The sequence below is a fragment of the Streptomyces sp. NPDC057654 genome, assembly GCF_042800135.1.
Lineage (GTDB): Bacteria > Actinomycetota > Actinomycetes > Streptomycetales > Streptomycetaceae > Streptomyces.
Genome location: NZ_JBHVHQ010000104.1, coordinates 1 through 15,379, shown reverse-complemented (window position 1 = coordinate 15,379; position 15,379 = coordinate 1). Strand labels below are relative to the sequence as shown.

The following is a 15,379-nucleotide window of genomic DNA, read 5'->3' as shown; positions in this document are numbered from 1 at the left end:
GTACGGATCGTGGTGTTGAGGTCGGTCTGGTTGGTGACCCCGAGCACCCGGTACGCCTCCGGGCCCTCGGCCGCGATGCGCACCTCCGTGCCGCTGTGCTCCTGGGACTCGCCCACCGGGGCCGTGCCGTAGCTGACCTTCATCTTCTGGCCCTCATTGGTGACCAGGGTGGAGCTCATGCCCGCCGGGTCGGTGTCGACCGGCACGATCTGGCTGCTGTGGCCGTGGTCGGCGGTGGTGACCACCAGGGTGTCGGGGTGCTTCTTGGCGTAGTCCCGCGCCACCTTCACGGCGCGGTCGAAGGCGGCCGTCTCGCCGATCTGGCCGCAGGGGTCGGCGGCGTGGTCCTCGCTGTCGATGTTGGCGCCCTCGACCTGGAGGAAGAAGCCCTTGTCCCCGGCCTTGTGGGACTTCTTGGCCTGCTTGGCCTCCAGCAGCTGGATGGCCTGCGTGGTCTGGTCGGCGAGGGTCGGCGTGCCCTTGGGGCGCTTGGGGTTGCTGGTGACGCAGCGCTGGGGGGCGGTGCCCTTGCCGGTGGCGTGCTTGCCGGTCCACTCGATCGGGATGTCGTAGTCGGCGAAGAGGCCGAGCACGGGCTGTCCGGCCTTGGCCTTCTTCATGGCCTTGGCGTCGGTGACGACCTGGTAGCCGAGCTTCTTCGCCTGCTCGGTGACGGTCTTGCCCTTGTACTGGCCTTCCTTGACCTTCTGGTCGAAGTGGCCCTTGCCGCCGCCGAGCAGCACGTCCACCTTGTGGTTGACGCTCTGCTCCGCGATCGACCCCGGACCGCCCTTGCTGATGCGGTCCACGGAACACTTCTTCATGTCCTCGGGGCCCTGGCAGTCGCGGTCGGTGACGTGCGACGCCTGCACGGCGGGGGTCGCGTCGGTGAGGTCGGCGGTGGTGATGGAGCCGGTGGCGAGGCCGCCCTTCTGGGCGAGTTCGAGGAGTGTGGGGATCGCCTTGTTGGTGTCCGGCGTCTTCGACACCCGGCCGTTGACGGTCTTGTGGCCGGTCGCCCAGCCGGTGCCGCTGGCGGAGGAGTCGGTGACGTAGTCCGGCTTGCCGTGCTTGTCGACGGAGTACGTGGTGTACGCGCCGGTCATCGGGAACGTGTCCATGTTCAGCCGGCCGGCCGCGCCCACGGTGTAGTTGCGGGCGAGGGTGATCTCGGAGTCGCCCATGCCGTCGCCGATCAGCAGGATGACGTTCTTGGCCGGGCCGTCCTTCACGGCGGCGCGGACGTCGTCCGCCGGGCCGAAGGCGCTGGCGCCGGCGGGCACGGCGACGGCGGTCGTGAGCAGCACGGCGGCGCTCCACGTCACATGGCGGCGGGTCAGGCGCAGTCTTCGCACGAGCATTTCCCTCTCTTCGGCCGGCCGGGTGCCGACGGAGTGAAGCACAGCAGCGACTCGTGAATCCAGAGTGACGACGTGGTGGCTTGAAGGCGTCCAAGGCCCTGTCGGGCGGGGTGGAACGGACAATTCCGCGGGCTATGCGGAATCCGTGACCCCGCTGAAGTCGATGTTCATGACATTTCACAGGTGTGAACGCCGTACGGATATGTGGGCGTGGTCATCTACGGGTCCGGGGATCTGGCCGATTCCGGCCCGTCGGTCCACGGACGTGATGCGAACGGTTGGGCGATCTGCTCGGTGGCCGGGCGGCTCAGTGCCCGGCGGCCAGCTGCACCGTACGGACGATCACCAGGACCGCCGCCACGAGGAGGTACGTCCGCAGCGCCGTCAGCCCCACGCGGCGGCCCGTGGACATCCGAGGCCGGGGCAGTTCGGCGAGCGGCGGCATGCGCCAACCCGCCCGGTCCGTACGGCCCGTACGGTCGATGGGGCGTCCGCCGCGCGCCCACCCCTTGCAGATGCGGCGCACCTCCGCGTACCCGCAGGCCAGCAGCCCCGCGCAGCCGCAGGCCGCCGCGGCGGCGAGGATCGCGGCCGTCCCGAGGCCGGGGAAGAGGACGGAGGCGGTCAGGATGAGGGAGAGCGTGACCAGGACCGCGACGACCAGGCAGGCGAGGGCGTTGGTCCAGCGGCCGTTGACCCAGGGGCCCAGCACGGAGCGGTCGTTGCAGAGCAGCAGCAGGAAGACCGTGGCCGCCGGCAGCAGCACCCCGGCCAGCGCCTGCACGCCCTCGGTGAGCAGGCCGAGCGGCGCGCCGGGGGCCAGTACGGTGCCGGCGGCGGCCAGGACGAGCCCGGCGAAGACGGCGTAGAAGACCCCCGCGCCGCGCACGCTCCGGTGCAGGGAGTGCCGGAACCCCAGGACGTCGCCGAGCGCGTACGCACTGGACAGCGAGACGGCGGCCGCGCCGATGACCGAGGCGTCCAGCAGCGCGATGGCGAAGAGCACGCCCGCCACCTGGCCCGCGCGGGCCTCGACGCCGTGCGCGATCCCGGCGGCGTCGGTGAAGTGCCCGGCCCCGGCGGTCCCGGCGAAGGCCGCCGCGCCGATCCCCGTCAGGGCGGCGCCGCCGATGATCACCAGGGCGATGCCGAGGGCCAGGTCGGCCCGCGCGTACCGCAGGAAGCGCGGCGTGACGCGTTTGTCGGCCACGTACGACTGCTGGAAGAAGAGCTGCCAGGGCGCGACGGTGGTGCCGACGATCGCGACGATCAGCAGCATGACGTCGGAGAGCGGCGAGCCGTGCGGCAGGCCCGGCACGACGAAGTCGTGGGCGGCGCGGGAGGTGGCGGGGTGGGTGAGGAAGTACACCGGTACGAGCAGCAGGGAGCCCAGGACCAGCCCGATGGCGGCCCGTTCGAAGCGGCGCAACGAGCCGGTGGCCGCGATGGCGATCACCACGGCCGCGGCGAGCAGCACGCTCGCGGTGCGGGGGAGCCCCAGATAGCCGACGGCGAGGGCGACCCCGATGAACTCGGTGACCAGCGTCAGCGCGTTCAGCAGGAAGAGGTCGATGACGGAGAACGCGCCCCAGAACTTCCCGAACCGCTCCAGGATGAGCCGCGCGTGCCCGACCCCGGTCACCGCGCCGAGCCGCAGCGACATCTCCTGGTTCACGTACAGCACGGGTACGAGCAGCAGCAGCGTCCACAGCAGCCGGGTGCCGTGGTCCTGCCCGGCCTGGGCGTACGTGCCGAACGCGCCCGCGTCGTTGTCGCCCGCCATGACGATCAGGCCGGGGCCGACGACGGCGAGCAGCGTCTTGAACTTCGCGGAGGGGCCGCGGCGCGGGGCGGTGTCGCCGGCCTCGATGGTGCCGAGCGCGCCGCGGATGGCGGCGGCGGGCGGTTGTGCCGGGGGTGCCGGGGGTGCCGGTGTGGTGGTCAGGTCGGTCATGACGGGACTCCAGTGCCCGTTCGTTCCGGGCCGGGGCCGTGTCCCGGTTCCGGCTGAGCGACTGGAGTGTAGGCATATAGTTGCGTATCGACGCAACTACTTGACGGAGCCTTGACGCGAGTTCGGCTTATTTGCGTAGAAACGCAATTAGGGGGAGACTGCTGGCGGCAGGACCAGGAACCGGTTCATCCGAACCCGGCCCGGGGTCCACCGGAAACGACGCGATCGGCGTACACGCAGCAACGGAACGGAGGCAGCCATGGGTGCCGACCCTCCCAGTCCGCGCTGCCTCCTCGGCAGCCGCTGACACGACGGCGCGCGGGATTCCCGCCGCGCCGCGCGGCGGAACGCCCGGCCTTTTGTGAGGCCCCGGCCCGTTCTCCCGCGCTCTCCCCTCCCCTTTCTCAAATCCTCACCAATGCTTCACCGCACTCTGGGCGGCCCCCGCCCGTGCCGTCGGCGCGCCTGCCACGCACGGGCCGCGGCGTCATGCCCACTGTGGTCCGGAGGTTCATGTCATGTCGTTCCGTACGAACGCCACCGCCTCGCGGGAGTCCCCGCGGTCCCCTCAGTCCCCGCAGTCGCCGCCGACCGGCATCAAGGGCCGGCTGACCCGTGTGACCTGGGTCGACGTGGTGGTGGCCGCGGCAGTCCTGGTGCTGCTCTACCTGACCCTGAAGGTCGGCCAGGGCACCACCGTCCGCTTCTCCACCAGCCAGTCGGCCAAGGTCGACACCGACCCCTCGCAGCTGCCGTACGACGCGGCGCGCAGCCTGCTGCGGATGTTCGTCGCGCTCGCCGCGTCGATCGTCTTCACCTTCGTCTATGCCTACGCCGCGGCCAAGAGCCGCCGCCTGGAACGCGTACTGATCCCGGCCCTGGACATCCTCCAGTCGGTGCCGGTGCTCGGCTTCCTGACCGTGGCCGTGTCCGGCTTCATCGCCCTGTTCCCCGGCTCGCTGCTCGGCCTGGAGTGCGCGTCGATCTTCGCGATCTTCACCTCGCAGGCGTGGAACATGACATTCGGCTTCTACCAGTCCCTGACCTCGCTGCCGCGCGAACTCGACGAGCTGTCCCGCTCGTTCCGCTTCACCCGCTGGATGCGGTTCTGGAAGGTGGAGCTGCCCGCCGGGACCATCGGGCTGGTCTGGAACGGCATGATGAGCTTCGGCGGCGGCTGGTTCTTCCTCGTCGCGTCCGAGGCGATCAGCGTGAACCAGAAGGACTACGCGCTGCCGGGCGTCGGCTCGTACGCGGGCGCCGCCATCGCCGACGGCGACCTCGGCAAGGTCGGCTGGGCGATCCTCACCATGGCCGTCATGGTCATCGGCGTGAACTTCCTGTTCTGGCGGCCGCTGACCGCCTGGGCGGAGAAGTTCAAGAACGAGCAGTCCGAGGCCAACGAGGTACAGCGCAGCTACGTCCTCGCGTTCCTGCGCCGCTCCAACTGGTCGCAGCTGCTGGGCCGGGCGCTGCGCCCGGTCGGGCGCGCCCTCGGCCGGGCCGGCCGGGTCCTCGGCGTCGACGACCGGCCGCTGGACATCGACCCCCGACGGCAGCGCACCGGCGACATCGCCTTCGCCCTCGTCGCGGGCGGACTGATCCTGTGGGGCCTGTTCGACCTCGGCGGCTATCTGCACGAACGCACCGGGCTGGGCGTGTTCGGCGAACCGCTGCTGCTCGGCCTCGCCACCCTCGTCCGCGTCGTGGTGCTCATCGCCGTGGCCACCGTCATCTGGGTGCCGATCGGTGTGAAGATCGGCTTCTCGCCGAAGCTGACGCGCATCGCCCAGCCGCTGGTGCAGATCCTCGCCAGCTTCCCCGCCAACTTCCTCTTCCCGCTGGCCGTCTGGTTCTTCCTCAAGACGGGCCTGTCCATCGACATCGGCGGCATCCTGCTGATGGCGCTGGGCGCCCAGTGGTACATCCTCTTCAACACCATCGCCGGGGCCATGGCCATCCCGACCGACCTGCGCGAGGCCATGGACGACCTGGGCGTACGCGGCTGGCAGCGCTGGAAGCGGCTGATCCTGCCCGGTGTCTTCCCCGCGTACGTGACCGGCGGCATCACCGCGTCCGGCGGCGCGTGGAACGCCTCGATCGTCTCCGAGGTCGTCACCTTCGGCGGCACGACGCTCACCGCGACCGGCCTCGGCGCGTACATCGCACAGGCGACGGCGGACGGCGACTTCCCGCATCTGCTGGCGGGGGTCGCGGTGATGAGCGTGTACGTGGTGGGGCTGAACCGCCTGGTGTGGCGGCGGCTGTACCGGCTGGCGGATACGCGATACGCGCTCTGAGCGCCGTACCCCCTCAATCTTCCGGAATTCTTCCGATTCACCTCTGGAGCCCGACATGGCCCTGAACATCCTGCGCCGCATGCGCGCAACACACACCAACACCACTGACCACACCGATCTCACTGCTCTGCCTCGGGCGGCGGACGGGGAGGTGCTGCTCTCCGCGGACGGCGTGACGAAGACGTACGCGGGGGCGGACCGCGAACTGCCGGTGCTGGCCGGCATCGACCTGGACATCCGGGCGGGGGAGATCGTCGCGCTGCTGGGCAAGTCCGGTTCGGGCAAGTCGACGCTGCTGCGCTGCCTGGCCGGGCTGATCCCGGCGAGCTCGGGCGCGGTCACGTACCGCGGCAAGCGGCTGACCGGGGCGAACCCGGGTACGGCGATGGTCTTCCAGACGTTCGCGCTGCTGCCGTGGCTCACGGTGCAGCAGAACGTCGAACTCGGCCTGGAGGCGCGGGGCGTCGGCCCCGAGGCCCGTGCCGAGGCCGCGGTGCAGGCCATCGACCTGATCGGCCTCGACGGCTTCGAGTCGGCGTACCCGAAGGAGCTGTCGGGCGGTATGCGGCAGCGGGTCGGGTTCGCGCGGGCGCTGGTCGTCGAGCCGGACGTGCTGATGATGGACGAGCCGTTCTCGGCGCTGGACGTGCTCACCGCGGAGAACCTGCGGGGCGAGCTGATGGAGCTGTGGGAGTCGGGCCAGTTCCCCACGCGGGCGGTGGTGCTGGTGACGCACAACATCGAGGAGGCGGTGCTGATGGCGGACCGCATCGTGGTGCTCGGCTCGCGCCCCGGCACGATCCGGGAGACGTTCGAGGTGGGTTTGGACCGTCCGCGCGACCGGCAGTCGGCGGCGTTCGAGGACCTCATCGACCGGGTGTACCGGACGATGACGGGCCGGGCGAAGGAGAGCCGCATCCCCGGCCGTACGGAGACGGTCGAGATGGAGAAGCGCACCGCCGCCAATACGCCGCTGCCGACGGCGAGCGTGGACGGGCTGTCCGGCCTCGCCGAGATGGTCGCCCACCGCGGCGGCCGGCACGACCTGCCGGACCTCGCCGACGACCTGGGCCTGGAGATCGACGACCTGCTCCCGCTGGTGGACGCCCTGGAACTGCTGGACTTCGCCACGGTCAGCGAGGACGACCTGCTGCTGACGGAGCGCGGCACGACGTTCGCCGGGGCGGACGTGCAGCAGTCCAAGAAGATCTTCGCCGAGGCGGCCTGGGACGTCCCCCTGGTCCGGCTGATCACCACCAGCCTCCGCCAGAACCCCGAAGGCGCCCTCCGCGCCGGCTTCTTCCGCGACCTCCTCGCCCACCACTACACGAGCGAGCAGGTGGAACAGCAGTTGGAAACCGCCACCGACTGGGGTCGCTACGCCGAGCTCTACTCCTTCGACGCGGACCCGCAGGAGTACCGGCTGGACGAGGGGGGCGGGGCGGAGGGGGAGTGACGGGGGCGGGGGGCTTCGGGCCTGTTCAAGGTCGGGGCAGGCGCAGGCTGGGCAGTCGCGGGTGCCGCAGGTGCTGCCCGTCGGCGTGGACGCGGACGGTGAACGACTCCGGCCGCGGCCGACCGGCCTCGTCGTAGGCGTCGAGGAGGTGCTCGACGCGCTCCCACAGTTTCGTGGGCCCGCCCTCGCGCACGGTCCAGCCAGCGCCGTTCGGGGTGAGGGCGGCGGCGGAACCGCTGACGGTGTCGATCAGGTGCACTGTCCTGCCCACGGTCGTCATCTGTGCGTCGGGGATGGCGCTCTGTGCGAGAAAGCGCAGGTGGAATGCCTCTTCGGTGGCGGCGGTCAGCCACTCGGGGCCGTGCCGGGCGGGGCGGGTGTCGTCCGGCAGCTCCGCGGCCCAGTGGGAGGGGTTGCCGAACGCCGGTGGTGCGTGGGTGCGGGCCGGCATGAAGGAGACGGTGCCGCCGAGCAGTGGGCCTTCGGCGGTGCAGTCCTCGGCGACGGTCAGCAGTACGCGGGCGTACGCGTGGAGCCACCCCGACAGGGTGAGGAGGATTTTCCCGCCGGGCCGGGTCTGCGCGATCAGGGCGGGCGGGACGGCCCGGAAGGAGCAGGCGGCCACGATCCGGTCGAAGGGCGCTTCGGGCCAGTAGCCGTACAGCCCGTCCGCGACCGCCAGCGTCGGCGCGTACCCGCAGCCGTGGAGTGCGCCCGCGGCCTGGTCGAGGCGGCGTGCGTCCACTTCGATCGAGGTGACGTCGGCGGAGCCGAGGCGCTCGCAGGCCAGTGCGGTGGAGTAGCCGCTGCCCGTGCCGATCTCCAGCAGGGTGTGCCCTTTCTGTACGTCCGCGTCGGCCCACATCCGTACGACGAGGGACGGCAGCGTGGAGGACGAGGTGGGCGTCCCGCCGTGCCGTTCAACCGGGTTCTTCCAGTCCGGTTCGTCGCCGTCGAACTGGGTGATGAGGGTGGTGTTGGAGTACGCGGCGGTCAGCCACCGGCTGTGGTCGAGCTCGGCGGTAACCGGCTCCCACACGGTCAGCCCGCTGGCATCGAGCGTCTCGGCAGGCAGGAAGAAGCCGGGCACGAAGTGATGCCGGGGGACCGTGTCCACGGCCTCGCGCCAGGCGGGATCGGCCAGAACACCGTCGTCGGTGAGGGACTTCGCCATCGTCTTGCGCAGCCGGGCGGCGTCGGGGTCATGGCCGGGGACCGTCATGGCTCGCCGCCTCCTTCCCTTGGAGGATGTCGGCGAAGGCCGCGGTAATGGCCGGCGCGTCCGGCAGCCAGCCCCATTGGCCGTTCGGATTCGCTTCGATGAAGATCCAGGACGCCGGGTTCGAGGCGTCTCCGGTGAGGGCGAAGTCGAAGCAGCCGAAGACCAGCTCGAAGGCGGCTAGGTAGTGGTTGAGCTGGGCGTGGACGGGTTGGGGGACCTCGACCGGGGTGTGGATGAGGTCGTTCCAGTCGCCGCGGCGCCAGTCCAGGTCGCCGTCCGGTGTTTCGATGCGGTGGGCGAAGGCTCGGCGGCCGACCACCGTCACCCGGACGTCGCTGCTCTTGTCGATCTCGGCCTGGAAGAGGTGGGCTGTCACCGAAAGCGCGTCGTCGAAGGTCTCCGGGTCGACGCGTTGGGCCCAGATCGCCCCGGTGTACCCGTCCTCGGACGGGGGCAGGCCGCGGAACGTCTTGCAGATCACGCGCTCGTGCTCGGCGGCGAACTTCCGCGCTGCTTCCACGTCGTTGGTGATCAGGGTCGGCGGGATGGCGAGGCCGAGCTGGGCGGCGCGCTGAAGTTGGGCGGGTTTGAAGTCGGCTTGTATCACGGCGGCCGGGTGGTTGACGTAGACGGCGCCGTCCAGGGAGTTCAGGATGCCGCCGAGGCCGTGCCGGGCCTCGGCGGCGGCGAAGTCGCGTTGCTGTGGGGGAAGGCTGCTGTACCGGGCGGTGTACGGGGTGGGGCGTCGGTAATAGACCGCGGCCACCTCGCTGAGCTCCACCTTCCGGCTCCCCGTCCGCAGCCGTCCGCGCCACACGGGCGCGGTGGCGTCGAGGCGAGATCCGAAGGTGAGGTCGGCGCCGATGTCGGCGGGGTCGAGGCGTACGACGGGCACGCCGCGCGCGTTGAGCTCGGCGATCACCCAGTCCGCGGTGACGTCTTCCAGCGCCGTGACGACCAGGACCGTGGCGGTCACTAGTCGGGCTCGTAGTCGGTTGTCACGTCGTCCTGGACCTGCGGCTTCGGGCCTTCCCCGTCTCCGCCGCCGGACATCGAGGCGGTGCCGACCGTCTTGGACGTCCCGTGTCTGCCCATCTCCACCACATGCCCGTGGGCGTCGGTGTAGCGAGCGGTCTGCGTCGCCGCGTCCAGCGTCACGTGCGCGTACGAGGGCGGGCTGACGGGCAGCCGGTCGGTCACCAGGCGCATCGCCCAGGGCGTTGTGGAAGTCGGTGTCCCCATGTGCTCACCCGTTTCCCTGTGCCGTTTCCCTGCGCCGTGCGAGCAGAGCTCCGACCAGCACCGCGAGAATCGCTTATCGTGGTGAAATTACCACGCTGGGTGATCAGTTATGCAGGGTCGGACGACCGCGGGGGCGGCTACTCCGCGAGCGGCCGCCGGGCCCGGGTGGTGGCGGGGACGCGGGCCGGGGCGGGGGCGGTGCGGGTTCGGGCGGCGGCTGGGGGGCCGGTCGGGCCGGGGTCCTCGAAGGAGGCGTTGGCGGCCAGGGCCGCCTCTTCCAGCAGGCCCCGTACGTGCGGGCCGACGGCTCGGTAGTAGATGCGGGTGCCGTCGCGCCGGGACTCGACCAGGCCGGCCGTGCGCAGCTTCGCCAGGTGCTGGGAGACGGCGGCGACGTGCGCGCCGAGCATGTCGGCGAGGCTGCCGACGGGGAGTTCCTGGCGGCTCAGCGCCCACAGCAGCCGGTACCGCGTGGGGTCGGCCACCGCCTTCAGTACCGCGATCGCCCGGTCGGCCGCGGCGGAATCCCATGCCTCAACTTGCGCTCCCATGCAAGTATCGTAACCGGCCGTCGCGCGGATGGGAGCGTGCGAGGGTGGGTGACGGGGTCCCGCCGTTCGGGGGTGTACGGACAGGACCCCGTCCATTCGGCTCCGAGCGGCGACGCGTGGGGCGGGACCGCGGCTCGGAGCGGCTGGGCTGGGAGCTCCGGTGCGGGAGCTCTCTGAAGTCAAAGAGGGGTACGGCGACTTGTGGGTTCCGTTGCGTTTCGCTTTTTAGGTGGGGAATGCATTCGTTTTCGCGGGCGACGTCCGGACCGGCGGCTGCGCGATCTCGAACCACACGGTCCGGCCGCTGCCGTCCCCGTCCGTCCCCCACCGGTCCGCGATGGCGGCGACCAGGCCCAGCCCCCGGCCCCGCTCGCCGCAGCCGTGCCGGACGTGCGGGACCTTGTAGCCGCCCTGGTCGAGCACGGAGATCCGCAGCGCCGAGCAGGTCGGCCGCAGCCGCACGGTGAAGGTGCCGTGGGGCTCGCCCGAGCGCGTATGGACGACGGCGTTGCCCGCGAGCTCGCTGACCAGGAGCACCACGTCGTCGGTGAGCGGTTCGTACCGGCTGTCGCGCAACTGCCGCGTGATGAAGCGGCGAGCCGCGCTCACACAGCGGAGCTCGCCGGGGAAGTCCTGGTGGGAGGGGGCGAGGGCGGGCGAGAGGGAGGCGGACGGGGAGGTGGAGGGGAGCGATGGCGGTGGGGTCGTGATCATCATGTGGTCTCCGTGCTGGATGCGGCGCGTACGGCCGTCGAACCGCCCGGCGGCGTCCAGCCGTTGAAAGCTCCCGTCCGGCCGTTGCGGGCGGACGGCGGGGGGACGTGCTTGCTGAGGCCGGTGATGGTGCGGTGGCGGCCGCTGACGGTGCGTGATGCCGCGCGCCGTACGTCTCGCCGGCGGTCCGGCGCCGGGTCTGCTGCCCCTCCGCGCGCGACCGCTCCGTCCCGCCGAATGCGCAGGGTGAGATGCCATCAACTCACCGTAGCTCAGGCGTCATTGGTAAAAGTGGGTTTTCCGATTGAGCTTGACACGGAGGGATGATTACGGAGAGTGATGTGGGGGAATGGTGTGGGGTGGAGGGGGGAGGGTGGAGGCCGGTCGGGCGTACCGTCCGGTCCGGTGGGGGCGAAAGTGCGCGTCGGGGGCTTGTTGCCGCTGCATACGTGCGGTCCGAGGCGGTACAAGTGGCCCGTTGCGGGGCATGATGAGGGCAGAGCACTTTGAGGCCACCCCGGACCTCGGTGGCGTTGCGCACTTCAACGATCTGTTACGGGCGGGGAATTACCGGAGCCACCGGGGGAAGGTCATGGGTGTCGGAGAGACAATTTTTCTTCTGAGGGATCGCTTTGTCGGCGGAATCCTGGTCATCGAGCTGTACGGAGAGTTGGACATCTGGTCGACCGTGACCTTGGCCGGTCACGTTGAGTCACTTCTGGACCAGCCCCGTCCGAATGTCGTGGTGGACCTGCGCGCGGTCACCTTCCTGGACGCCAGCGGTCTGCGGCTGCTGCTGCGCATCAAGAGCCAAGTAGCCGCCAAGGAAGGCGTCTTGCGGCTCGTACGGCCCGCGCCGAGGGTCTGGCGGGTCCTGCGCCTCACCCGACTCGACCGCGCGTTCACCGTGCTGGACGGCCTGCCGGCAGCGCTGGAGGAGCCCGCCGAGCGCGGGAACGGTCACGGGAGCGGGGGTGGGGGCGGGCGTGAGGGCGGCCGCGGTAGCGGTCATGAGGGCGGTCATGGGGTATCCGCTTAGCAGCCCGGCGGTGTGAGCCCGGCGTCGCGAACTCGACGGTGTGAGCCCGGCGGTGTGCGTGCGACGGCGCGTGGGAAGCGCGTGGGAAAGCGGCCTTCCCCGGACGCTTGGGGACCACGGGGGAGGCCCCCATCTCCCGGGGAAGGCCGCTGGCATGCGGCCACGGAGCCGACGCGCACGATCGAAATCCGCGATGCCGGAACCGGGCAAATGTCACCCTAGGGCGACAGTCCGAACGCGAACAGTCAAGCTTCGGCCATGTATTGGCAGCGGGGCCGGAATCCGGCGTTTACCGGGCGGGAGCACAGGTTCGAGCGCCGGGGCCGCGCTGTGCGTCGCACCCGCTACATATCGCCCACCTGTGACACCCCGCGTACGCCGACGCGTTCCTGTACGTCCTCCAGCAACGTACGCAGCAGAGCGGCGAGTTCGTCGCGCCGGGCGTCGGGAAGCCCGGAGAGCAGATCGGCCTCGCGGGTCAGGACCTGATCGACCGCGCTCTCGACGAGGTCGTGCCCGGCCGGGGTGAGCTCCACCAGCACGGTCCGCGTACGGTCGCCCGCGCCGCGCCGGGTCACCAGCCCGTCCTGCTCGGCCCGCGTCAGCCGCTGCGAGATCGCCCCCGCGGTGACCATGGACTGGGCCGACAGCTCCCGGGTGCTCAGGGTGTACGGGGGACCGCTGCGCCGCAGGACGCTGAGCAGGTCGAGCGTGGCGGTGTCGATGCCGGCGGCCGCCAGCACGCGGCGGCGGTCGTCCCCGAAGAGCTTGGCCAGCTGCCAGACGCGGGTGACGACGCCGATGGCCCCGACCGGAGTACCGGGCCGCTCGCGCTGCCACGCGGCGGCGATCTCGTCCACCTGGTCGGGCTCGTCCACCTGGTCGACCTGGTCGGGCCTGTCGACCGGGCCGGGGAGGTCCGGCGGCCGGTGCGGCTGTTCTTCCCGGGGCATGTGGTCCTCCTGCGAGCCCGTACGCCCAGCCTCGCGTTAAGAGCTAAACGTGTGGTCGGTCCCAGTCTGTCACGCTGCCTGTCACGCCGTGATCGCCGCTGTGGCGGCCAGAATTCTGCGGGCCTCCTCGACGTGCAGGTTCTCGATCATCCGGCCGTCGACGGTGGCGACGCCGCGGCCGTCGCGGGCCGCTTCCTCGAAGGCGGCGATGACGCGGCGCGCGTGGTCGGTCTGGGCGTCGGAGGGGGCGAAGGCGCGGTTGCAGGGTTCGATCTGGGAGGGGTGGATGAGGGTCTTGCCGTCGAAGCCGAACTGGCGGCCCTGCACGCACTCGGCCTCGAACCCTTCGAGGTCGCGCACGTCGTTGTAGACCCCGTCCAGGATCGCCCTGCCGGTCTCGCGGGCCGCGAGGAGGGCGAGGGAAAGGGAGGTCAGCAGGGGGGCGCGGCCGGGTACGTGCTCGGCGTGGAGTTCCTTCGCGAGGTCGTTGGTGCCCAGTACGAGCACGGTGAGCCGTTCCCCGGCGGCGGCCACCGCGCGGGCGTCCAGCAGGGCGCGCGGGGTTTCGAGCATGGCCCAGACGGCGGTGTGGTCGGGGGCGCCGGCCGCTGCGAGGGCGCGTTCGACGGCTCGTACGGTCTCGGGCGAGTCCACCTTGGGGACGACGACGGCATCCGGACCGGCCTCGGCGGCGGCCCGGAGATCGTCGGCGTGCCAGGGGGTGCCGGGGCCGTTGACGCGGATCGTCACCTCGCGGTGGCCGTACCCCCGCGAGGCGGCGGCCGCCGCGACCCGCTCGCGCGCCGCGGCCTTCGCGTCCGGGGCGACGGCGTCCTCCAGATCGAGGATGAGGGCGTCGGCGGGCAGGGACTTGGCCTTCTCCAGGGCGCGTTCGTTGGCGCCCGGCATGTAGAGCACGGAGCGGCGGGGGCGCGGCGTCGCGTCGGATGGGGGGAGCGGGTTCGCGTCGGGCACGGGTACTCCTGGCACTGCTCGTTCGGGTGGTGCGGGGCGGCGCCGTCGTAGGCGGCGTAGTCGGCGTAGTCGGCGTAGTCCTGCATCTTGCCCCGGTCGCCGCGGTCCCGGTCACGTGCCCCCGCCCCTCAGTACGTCCGCAATCCCGTACCCCGCAAGCCCGTACCCCCGCCCGTCACCGCGCCACCAGTTCCCGGAGCGCCCCCGCCACCCCCTCCGGGTCCTCCTCCGCCATGAAATGGCCGCAGGAGACCGTGGCGTGGTGCAGGTCGGGGGCCCAGGCGCGCCATACCGCCGCCGCGTCGTAGCCGAGGGCCGCGCCCCAGTCCTGCTGGAGGACGGTGACCGGCATCTTCAGCTGGTTGCCCGCGGCGCGGTCGGCGCGGTCGTGGTCGACGTCGATGCCGGCGGAAGCCCGGTAGTCGGCGACGATCGACGGCACGGCGTTCCGGGACGCGGCGAGGTACGCGGCGCGCACGTCGGCGGGGATCGCCTCCGGGGCGCGGGTCCAGGCGTCGAGGAAGTGGCCGAAGAACGCGTCCGGGCTGCCGCCGATCAGCTGCTCGGGCAGGCCGGGCGGCTGGGCCATCAGATAGAGATGGAAGGCGACGGCCGCGTCCGCGCCGTGCAGGACGTCCCACATGTCCAGGGTCGGCAGCACGTCGAGCGCCGCGAGGTGGGTGACGGCCTCCGGGTGGTCGAGACCGGTCCGTACGGCGACCAGCGCGCCCCGGTCGTGCCCGGCGAGCGCGAAGCGCTCGTGGCCCAGCGCGCGGGCCAGGGCCACGATGTCGGCGGCCATCGTGCGCTTGGAGTACGCGGCGCCGTCCGTGTCGGCGGGCTTGTCGCTGTCGCCGTAGCCGCGCAGGTCGGGGCAGATGACCTGGTGGGACGCGGCGAGGCGGGTGGCGACGTGCCGCCACATCAGGTGCGTCTGCGGGAAGCCGTGCAGCAGCACGATCGGCGGGCCGCCTCCCGAGGCGTCGCCGCCGACGGCGGCGTGGAGGGAAACGCCGTCGGCCACGGGTACGCGCCGCAGTTCGAAGCCGGGGATCGTCGGGTTCATCGGGTTCATGGTGTGGTCCTTCTGCCAGAGGGAGAGGCGGTGCCGTGGTCGAGCCTGCCGGTCGCCGGTCAGCACCTGATCAGCACGTACGGTGAGGCCATGGAGCGGGTGACGTTCGCGGTGCTCGGCCCCCTGACGGCCGAGGGCGACGGTGGCGTACTCGCGCTGAAGGGCCCGCGGCACCGCGCCGTCCTGGCCCGGCTGATCGTGGCCCGCCGCCGCGTCGTACCGGCCCGGCGGCTGGTGGCGGACCTGTGGGAGGAGCCTCCGGACGGCGCGCTCGGGGCCGTACAGACCTTCGTCGGGGCGCTGCGCCGCGCCCTGGAACCCGACCGTCCGCCGCGCGCCCCCGCCCGGCTGCTGGTCACCGAGGGCCCCGGTTACGCGCTGCGGCCGGAGCCGGACGCGGTGGACGCCTGGCGGTTCGAGGCGGCCGTCGCCGAGGCGGCGGAGCTGCCGCCCGCCGTCGCCCGCGACCGGCTCGACGCGGCGCTGGCGCTGTGGCGCGGGCCCGCCTACGCCGACTTCGCCGCCGAGGACTGGGCC

General features: G+C 71.6%; 14 protein-coding genes. 4 read left to right on the top strand and 10 right to left on the bottom strand.

Annotated features, from left to right (window positions below):
- Both ACFU99_RS11455 and ACFU99_RS11450 read right to left on the bottom strand, forming a co-directional pair.
- The coding region (locus ACFU99_RS11455) for an alkaline phosphatase (RefSeq protein ID WP_384389258.1) at positions 1–1,361 on the bottom strand (1,361 nt) is incomplete at its 3' end.
- 307 nt (positions 1,362–1,668) lie between these two features.
- Positions 1,669–3,315 (bottom strand): NRAMP family divalent metal transporter, encoded by a 1,647-nt coding sequence (locus ACFU99_RS11450; RefSeq protein WP_384389255.1) that lies wholly within the window; start codon positions 3,313–3,315, stop codon positions 1,669–1,671.
- A 518-nt stretch (positions 3,316–3,833) separates the two neighbouring features.
- Between ACFU99_RS11450 and ACFU99_RS11445 the strand changes: the two genes are divergently transcribed.
- Together ACFU99_RS11445 and ACFU99_RS11440 are read left to right on the top strand one after the other, a co-directional pair.
- Positions 3,834–5,615, top strand: coding sequence for an ABC transporter permease (locus tag ACFU99_RS11445; RefSeq protein WP_384389252.1), 1,782 nt, complete (start codon positions 3,834–3,836; stop codon positions 5,613–5,615).
- A 55-nt stretch (positions 5,616–5,670) separates the two neighbouring features.
- Entirely contained in the window at positions 5,671–7,071 is a 1,401-nt protein-coding gene (locus ACFU99_RS11440; RefSeq protein ID WP_384389249.1) for a nitrate/sulfonate/bicarbonate ABC transporter ATP-binding protein, read from the top strand.
- A 25-nt stretch (positions 7,072–7,096) separates the two neighbouring features.
- On the opposite strand, the gene tgmC is transcribed toward ACFU99_RS11440, so the two are convergent.
- The 5 genes from tgmC to ACFU99_RS11415 all read right to left on the bottom strand — a co-directional run bounded on the left by tgmC (position 7,097) and on the right by ACFU99_RS11415 (position 10,803).
- Positions 7,097–8,293 carry an ATP-grasp peptide maturase system methyltransferase gene (tgmC, locus tag ACFU99_RS11435; RefSeq protein WP_384389246.1) on the bottom strand — a complete coding sequence of 399 codons (1,197 nt, stop codon included), beginning with the start codon at positions 8,291–8,293 and terminating at the stop codon, positions 7,097–7,099.
- A complete protein-coding gene (tgmB, locus tag ACFU99_RS11430) occupies positions 8,274–9,269 on the bottom strand; it encodes an ATP-grasp ribosomal peptide maturase (protein WP_384389243.1) in 996 nt (331 codons plus the stop codon). The genes tgmC and tgmB overlap by 20 nt, the downstream gene beginning before the upstream one ends.
- Positions 9,269–9,535, bottom strand: coding sequence for a putative ATP-grasp-modified RiPP (locus ACFU99_RS11425; protein WP_384389240.1), 267 nt, complete (start codon positions 9,533–9,535; stop codon positions 9,269–9,271). The genes tgmB and ACFU99_RS11425 overlap by 1 nt, the downstream gene beginning before the upstream one ends.
- 137 nt (positions 9,536–9,672) lie before the next feature.
- A complete protein-coding gene (locus ACFU99_RS11420) occupies positions 9,673–10,086 on the bottom strand; it encodes an ArsR/SmtB family transcription factor (RefSeq protein WP_384389237.1) in 414 nt (137 codons plus the stop codon).
- A gap of 225 nt (positions 10,087–10,311) precedes the next feature.
- Entirely contained in the window at positions 10,312–10,803 is a 492-nt protein-coding gene (locus tag ACFU99_RS11415; RefSeq protein ID WP_384389234.1) for an ATP-binding protein, read from the bottom strand.
- A gap of 346 nt (positions 10,804–11,149) precedes the next feature.
- On the opposite strand from ACFU99_RS11415, the gene ACFU99_RS11410 reads away from it, so the two are divergent.
- Complete coding sequence (locus ACFU99_RS11410; RefSeq protein WP_384389232.1) at positions 11,150–11,839, top strand: STAS domain-containing protein; 690 nt, start codon at positions 11,150–11,152, stop codon at positions 11,837–11,839.
- A gap of 344 nt (positions 11,840–12,183) precedes the next feature.
- Here the strand turns inward: ACFU99_RS11410 and ACFU99_RS11405 are convergent, their stop codons facing one another.
- The 3 genes from ACFU99_RS11405 to ACFU99_RS11395 all read right to left on the bottom strand — a co-directional run bounded on the left by ACFU99_RS11405 (position 12,184) and on the right by ACFU99_RS11395 (position 14,833).
- Positions 12,184–12,792: a MarR family winged helix-turn-helix transcriptional regulator gene (locus ACFU99_RS11405; protein WP_384389229.1), complete on the bottom strand. Its 609-nt coding sequence runs from the start codon at positions 12,790–12,792 to the stop codon at positions 12,184–12,186.
- A gap of 81 nt (positions 12,793–12,873) precedes the next feature.
- Positions 12,874–13,767 carry an HpcH/HpaI aldolase/citrate lyase family protein gene (locus tag ACFU99_RS11400; protein ID WP_384389227.1) on the bottom strand — a complete coding sequence of 298 codons (894 nt, stop codon included), beginning with the start codon at positions 13,765–13,767 and terminating at the stop codon, positions 12,874–12,876.
- Positions 13,768–13,942: 175 nt separating this feature from the next.
- A complete protein-coding gene (locus ACFU99_RS11395) occupies positions 13,943–14,833 on the bottom strand; it encodes an alpha/beta fold hydrolase (RefSeq protein WP_384389264.1) in 891 nt (296 codons plus the stop codon).
- A 99-nt stretch (positions 14,834–14,932) separates the two neighbouring features.
- Here ACFU99_RS11395 and ACFU99_RS11390 point away from each other — a divergent pair.
- Positions 14,933–15,379: winged helix-turn-helix domain-containing protein (locus ACFU99_RS11390; protein WP_384389261.1), on the top strand; the 447-nt coding region annotated here is incomplete at its 3' end.

Bases quoted from the DNA above. Each gene is read 5' to 3' on its own strand.
- ACFU99_RS11450 (WP_384389255.1), bottom strand. From the start codon at position 3,315: ATGACCGACCTGACCACCACACCGGCACCCCCGGCACCCCCGGCACAA.
- ACFU99_RS11445 (WP_384389252.1), top strand. From the start codon at position 3,834: ATGTCGTTCCGTACGAACGCCACCGCCTCGCGGGAGTCCCCGCGGTCC.
- ACFU99_RS11440 (WP_384389249.1), top strand. From the start codon at position 5,671: ATGGCCCTGAACATCCTGCGCCGCATGCGCGCAACACACACCAACACC.
- tgmC (WP_384389246.1), bottom strand. From the start codon at position 8,293: ATGACGGTCCCCGGCCATGACCCCGACGCCGCCCGGCTGCGCAAGACG.
- ACFU99_RS11425 (WP_384389240.1), bottom strand. From the start codon at position 9,535: ATGGGGACACCGACTTCCACAACGCCCTGGGCGATGCGCCTGGTGACC.
- ACFU99_RS11420 (WP_384389237.1), bottom strand. From the start codon at position 10,086: ATGGGAGCGCAAGTTGAGGCATGGGATTCCGCCGCGGCCGACCGGGCG.
- ACFU99_RS11415 (WP_384389234.1), bottom strand. From the start codon at position 10,803: ATGATGATCACGACCCCACCGCCATCGCTCCCCTCCACCTCCCCGTCC.
- ACFU99_RS11410 (WP_384389232.1), top strand. From the start codon at position 11,150: ATGGTGTGGGGTGGAGGGGGGAGGGTGGAGGCCGGTCGGGCGTACCGT.
- ACFU99_RS11405 (WP_384389229.1), bottom strand. From the start codon at position 12,792: ATGCCCCGGGAAGAACAGCCGCACCGGCCGCCGGACCTCCCCGGCCCG.
- ACFU99_RS11395 (WP_384389264.1), bottom strand. From the start codon at position 14,833: ATGAACCCGACGATCCCCGGCTTCGAACTGCGGCGCGTACCCGTGGCC.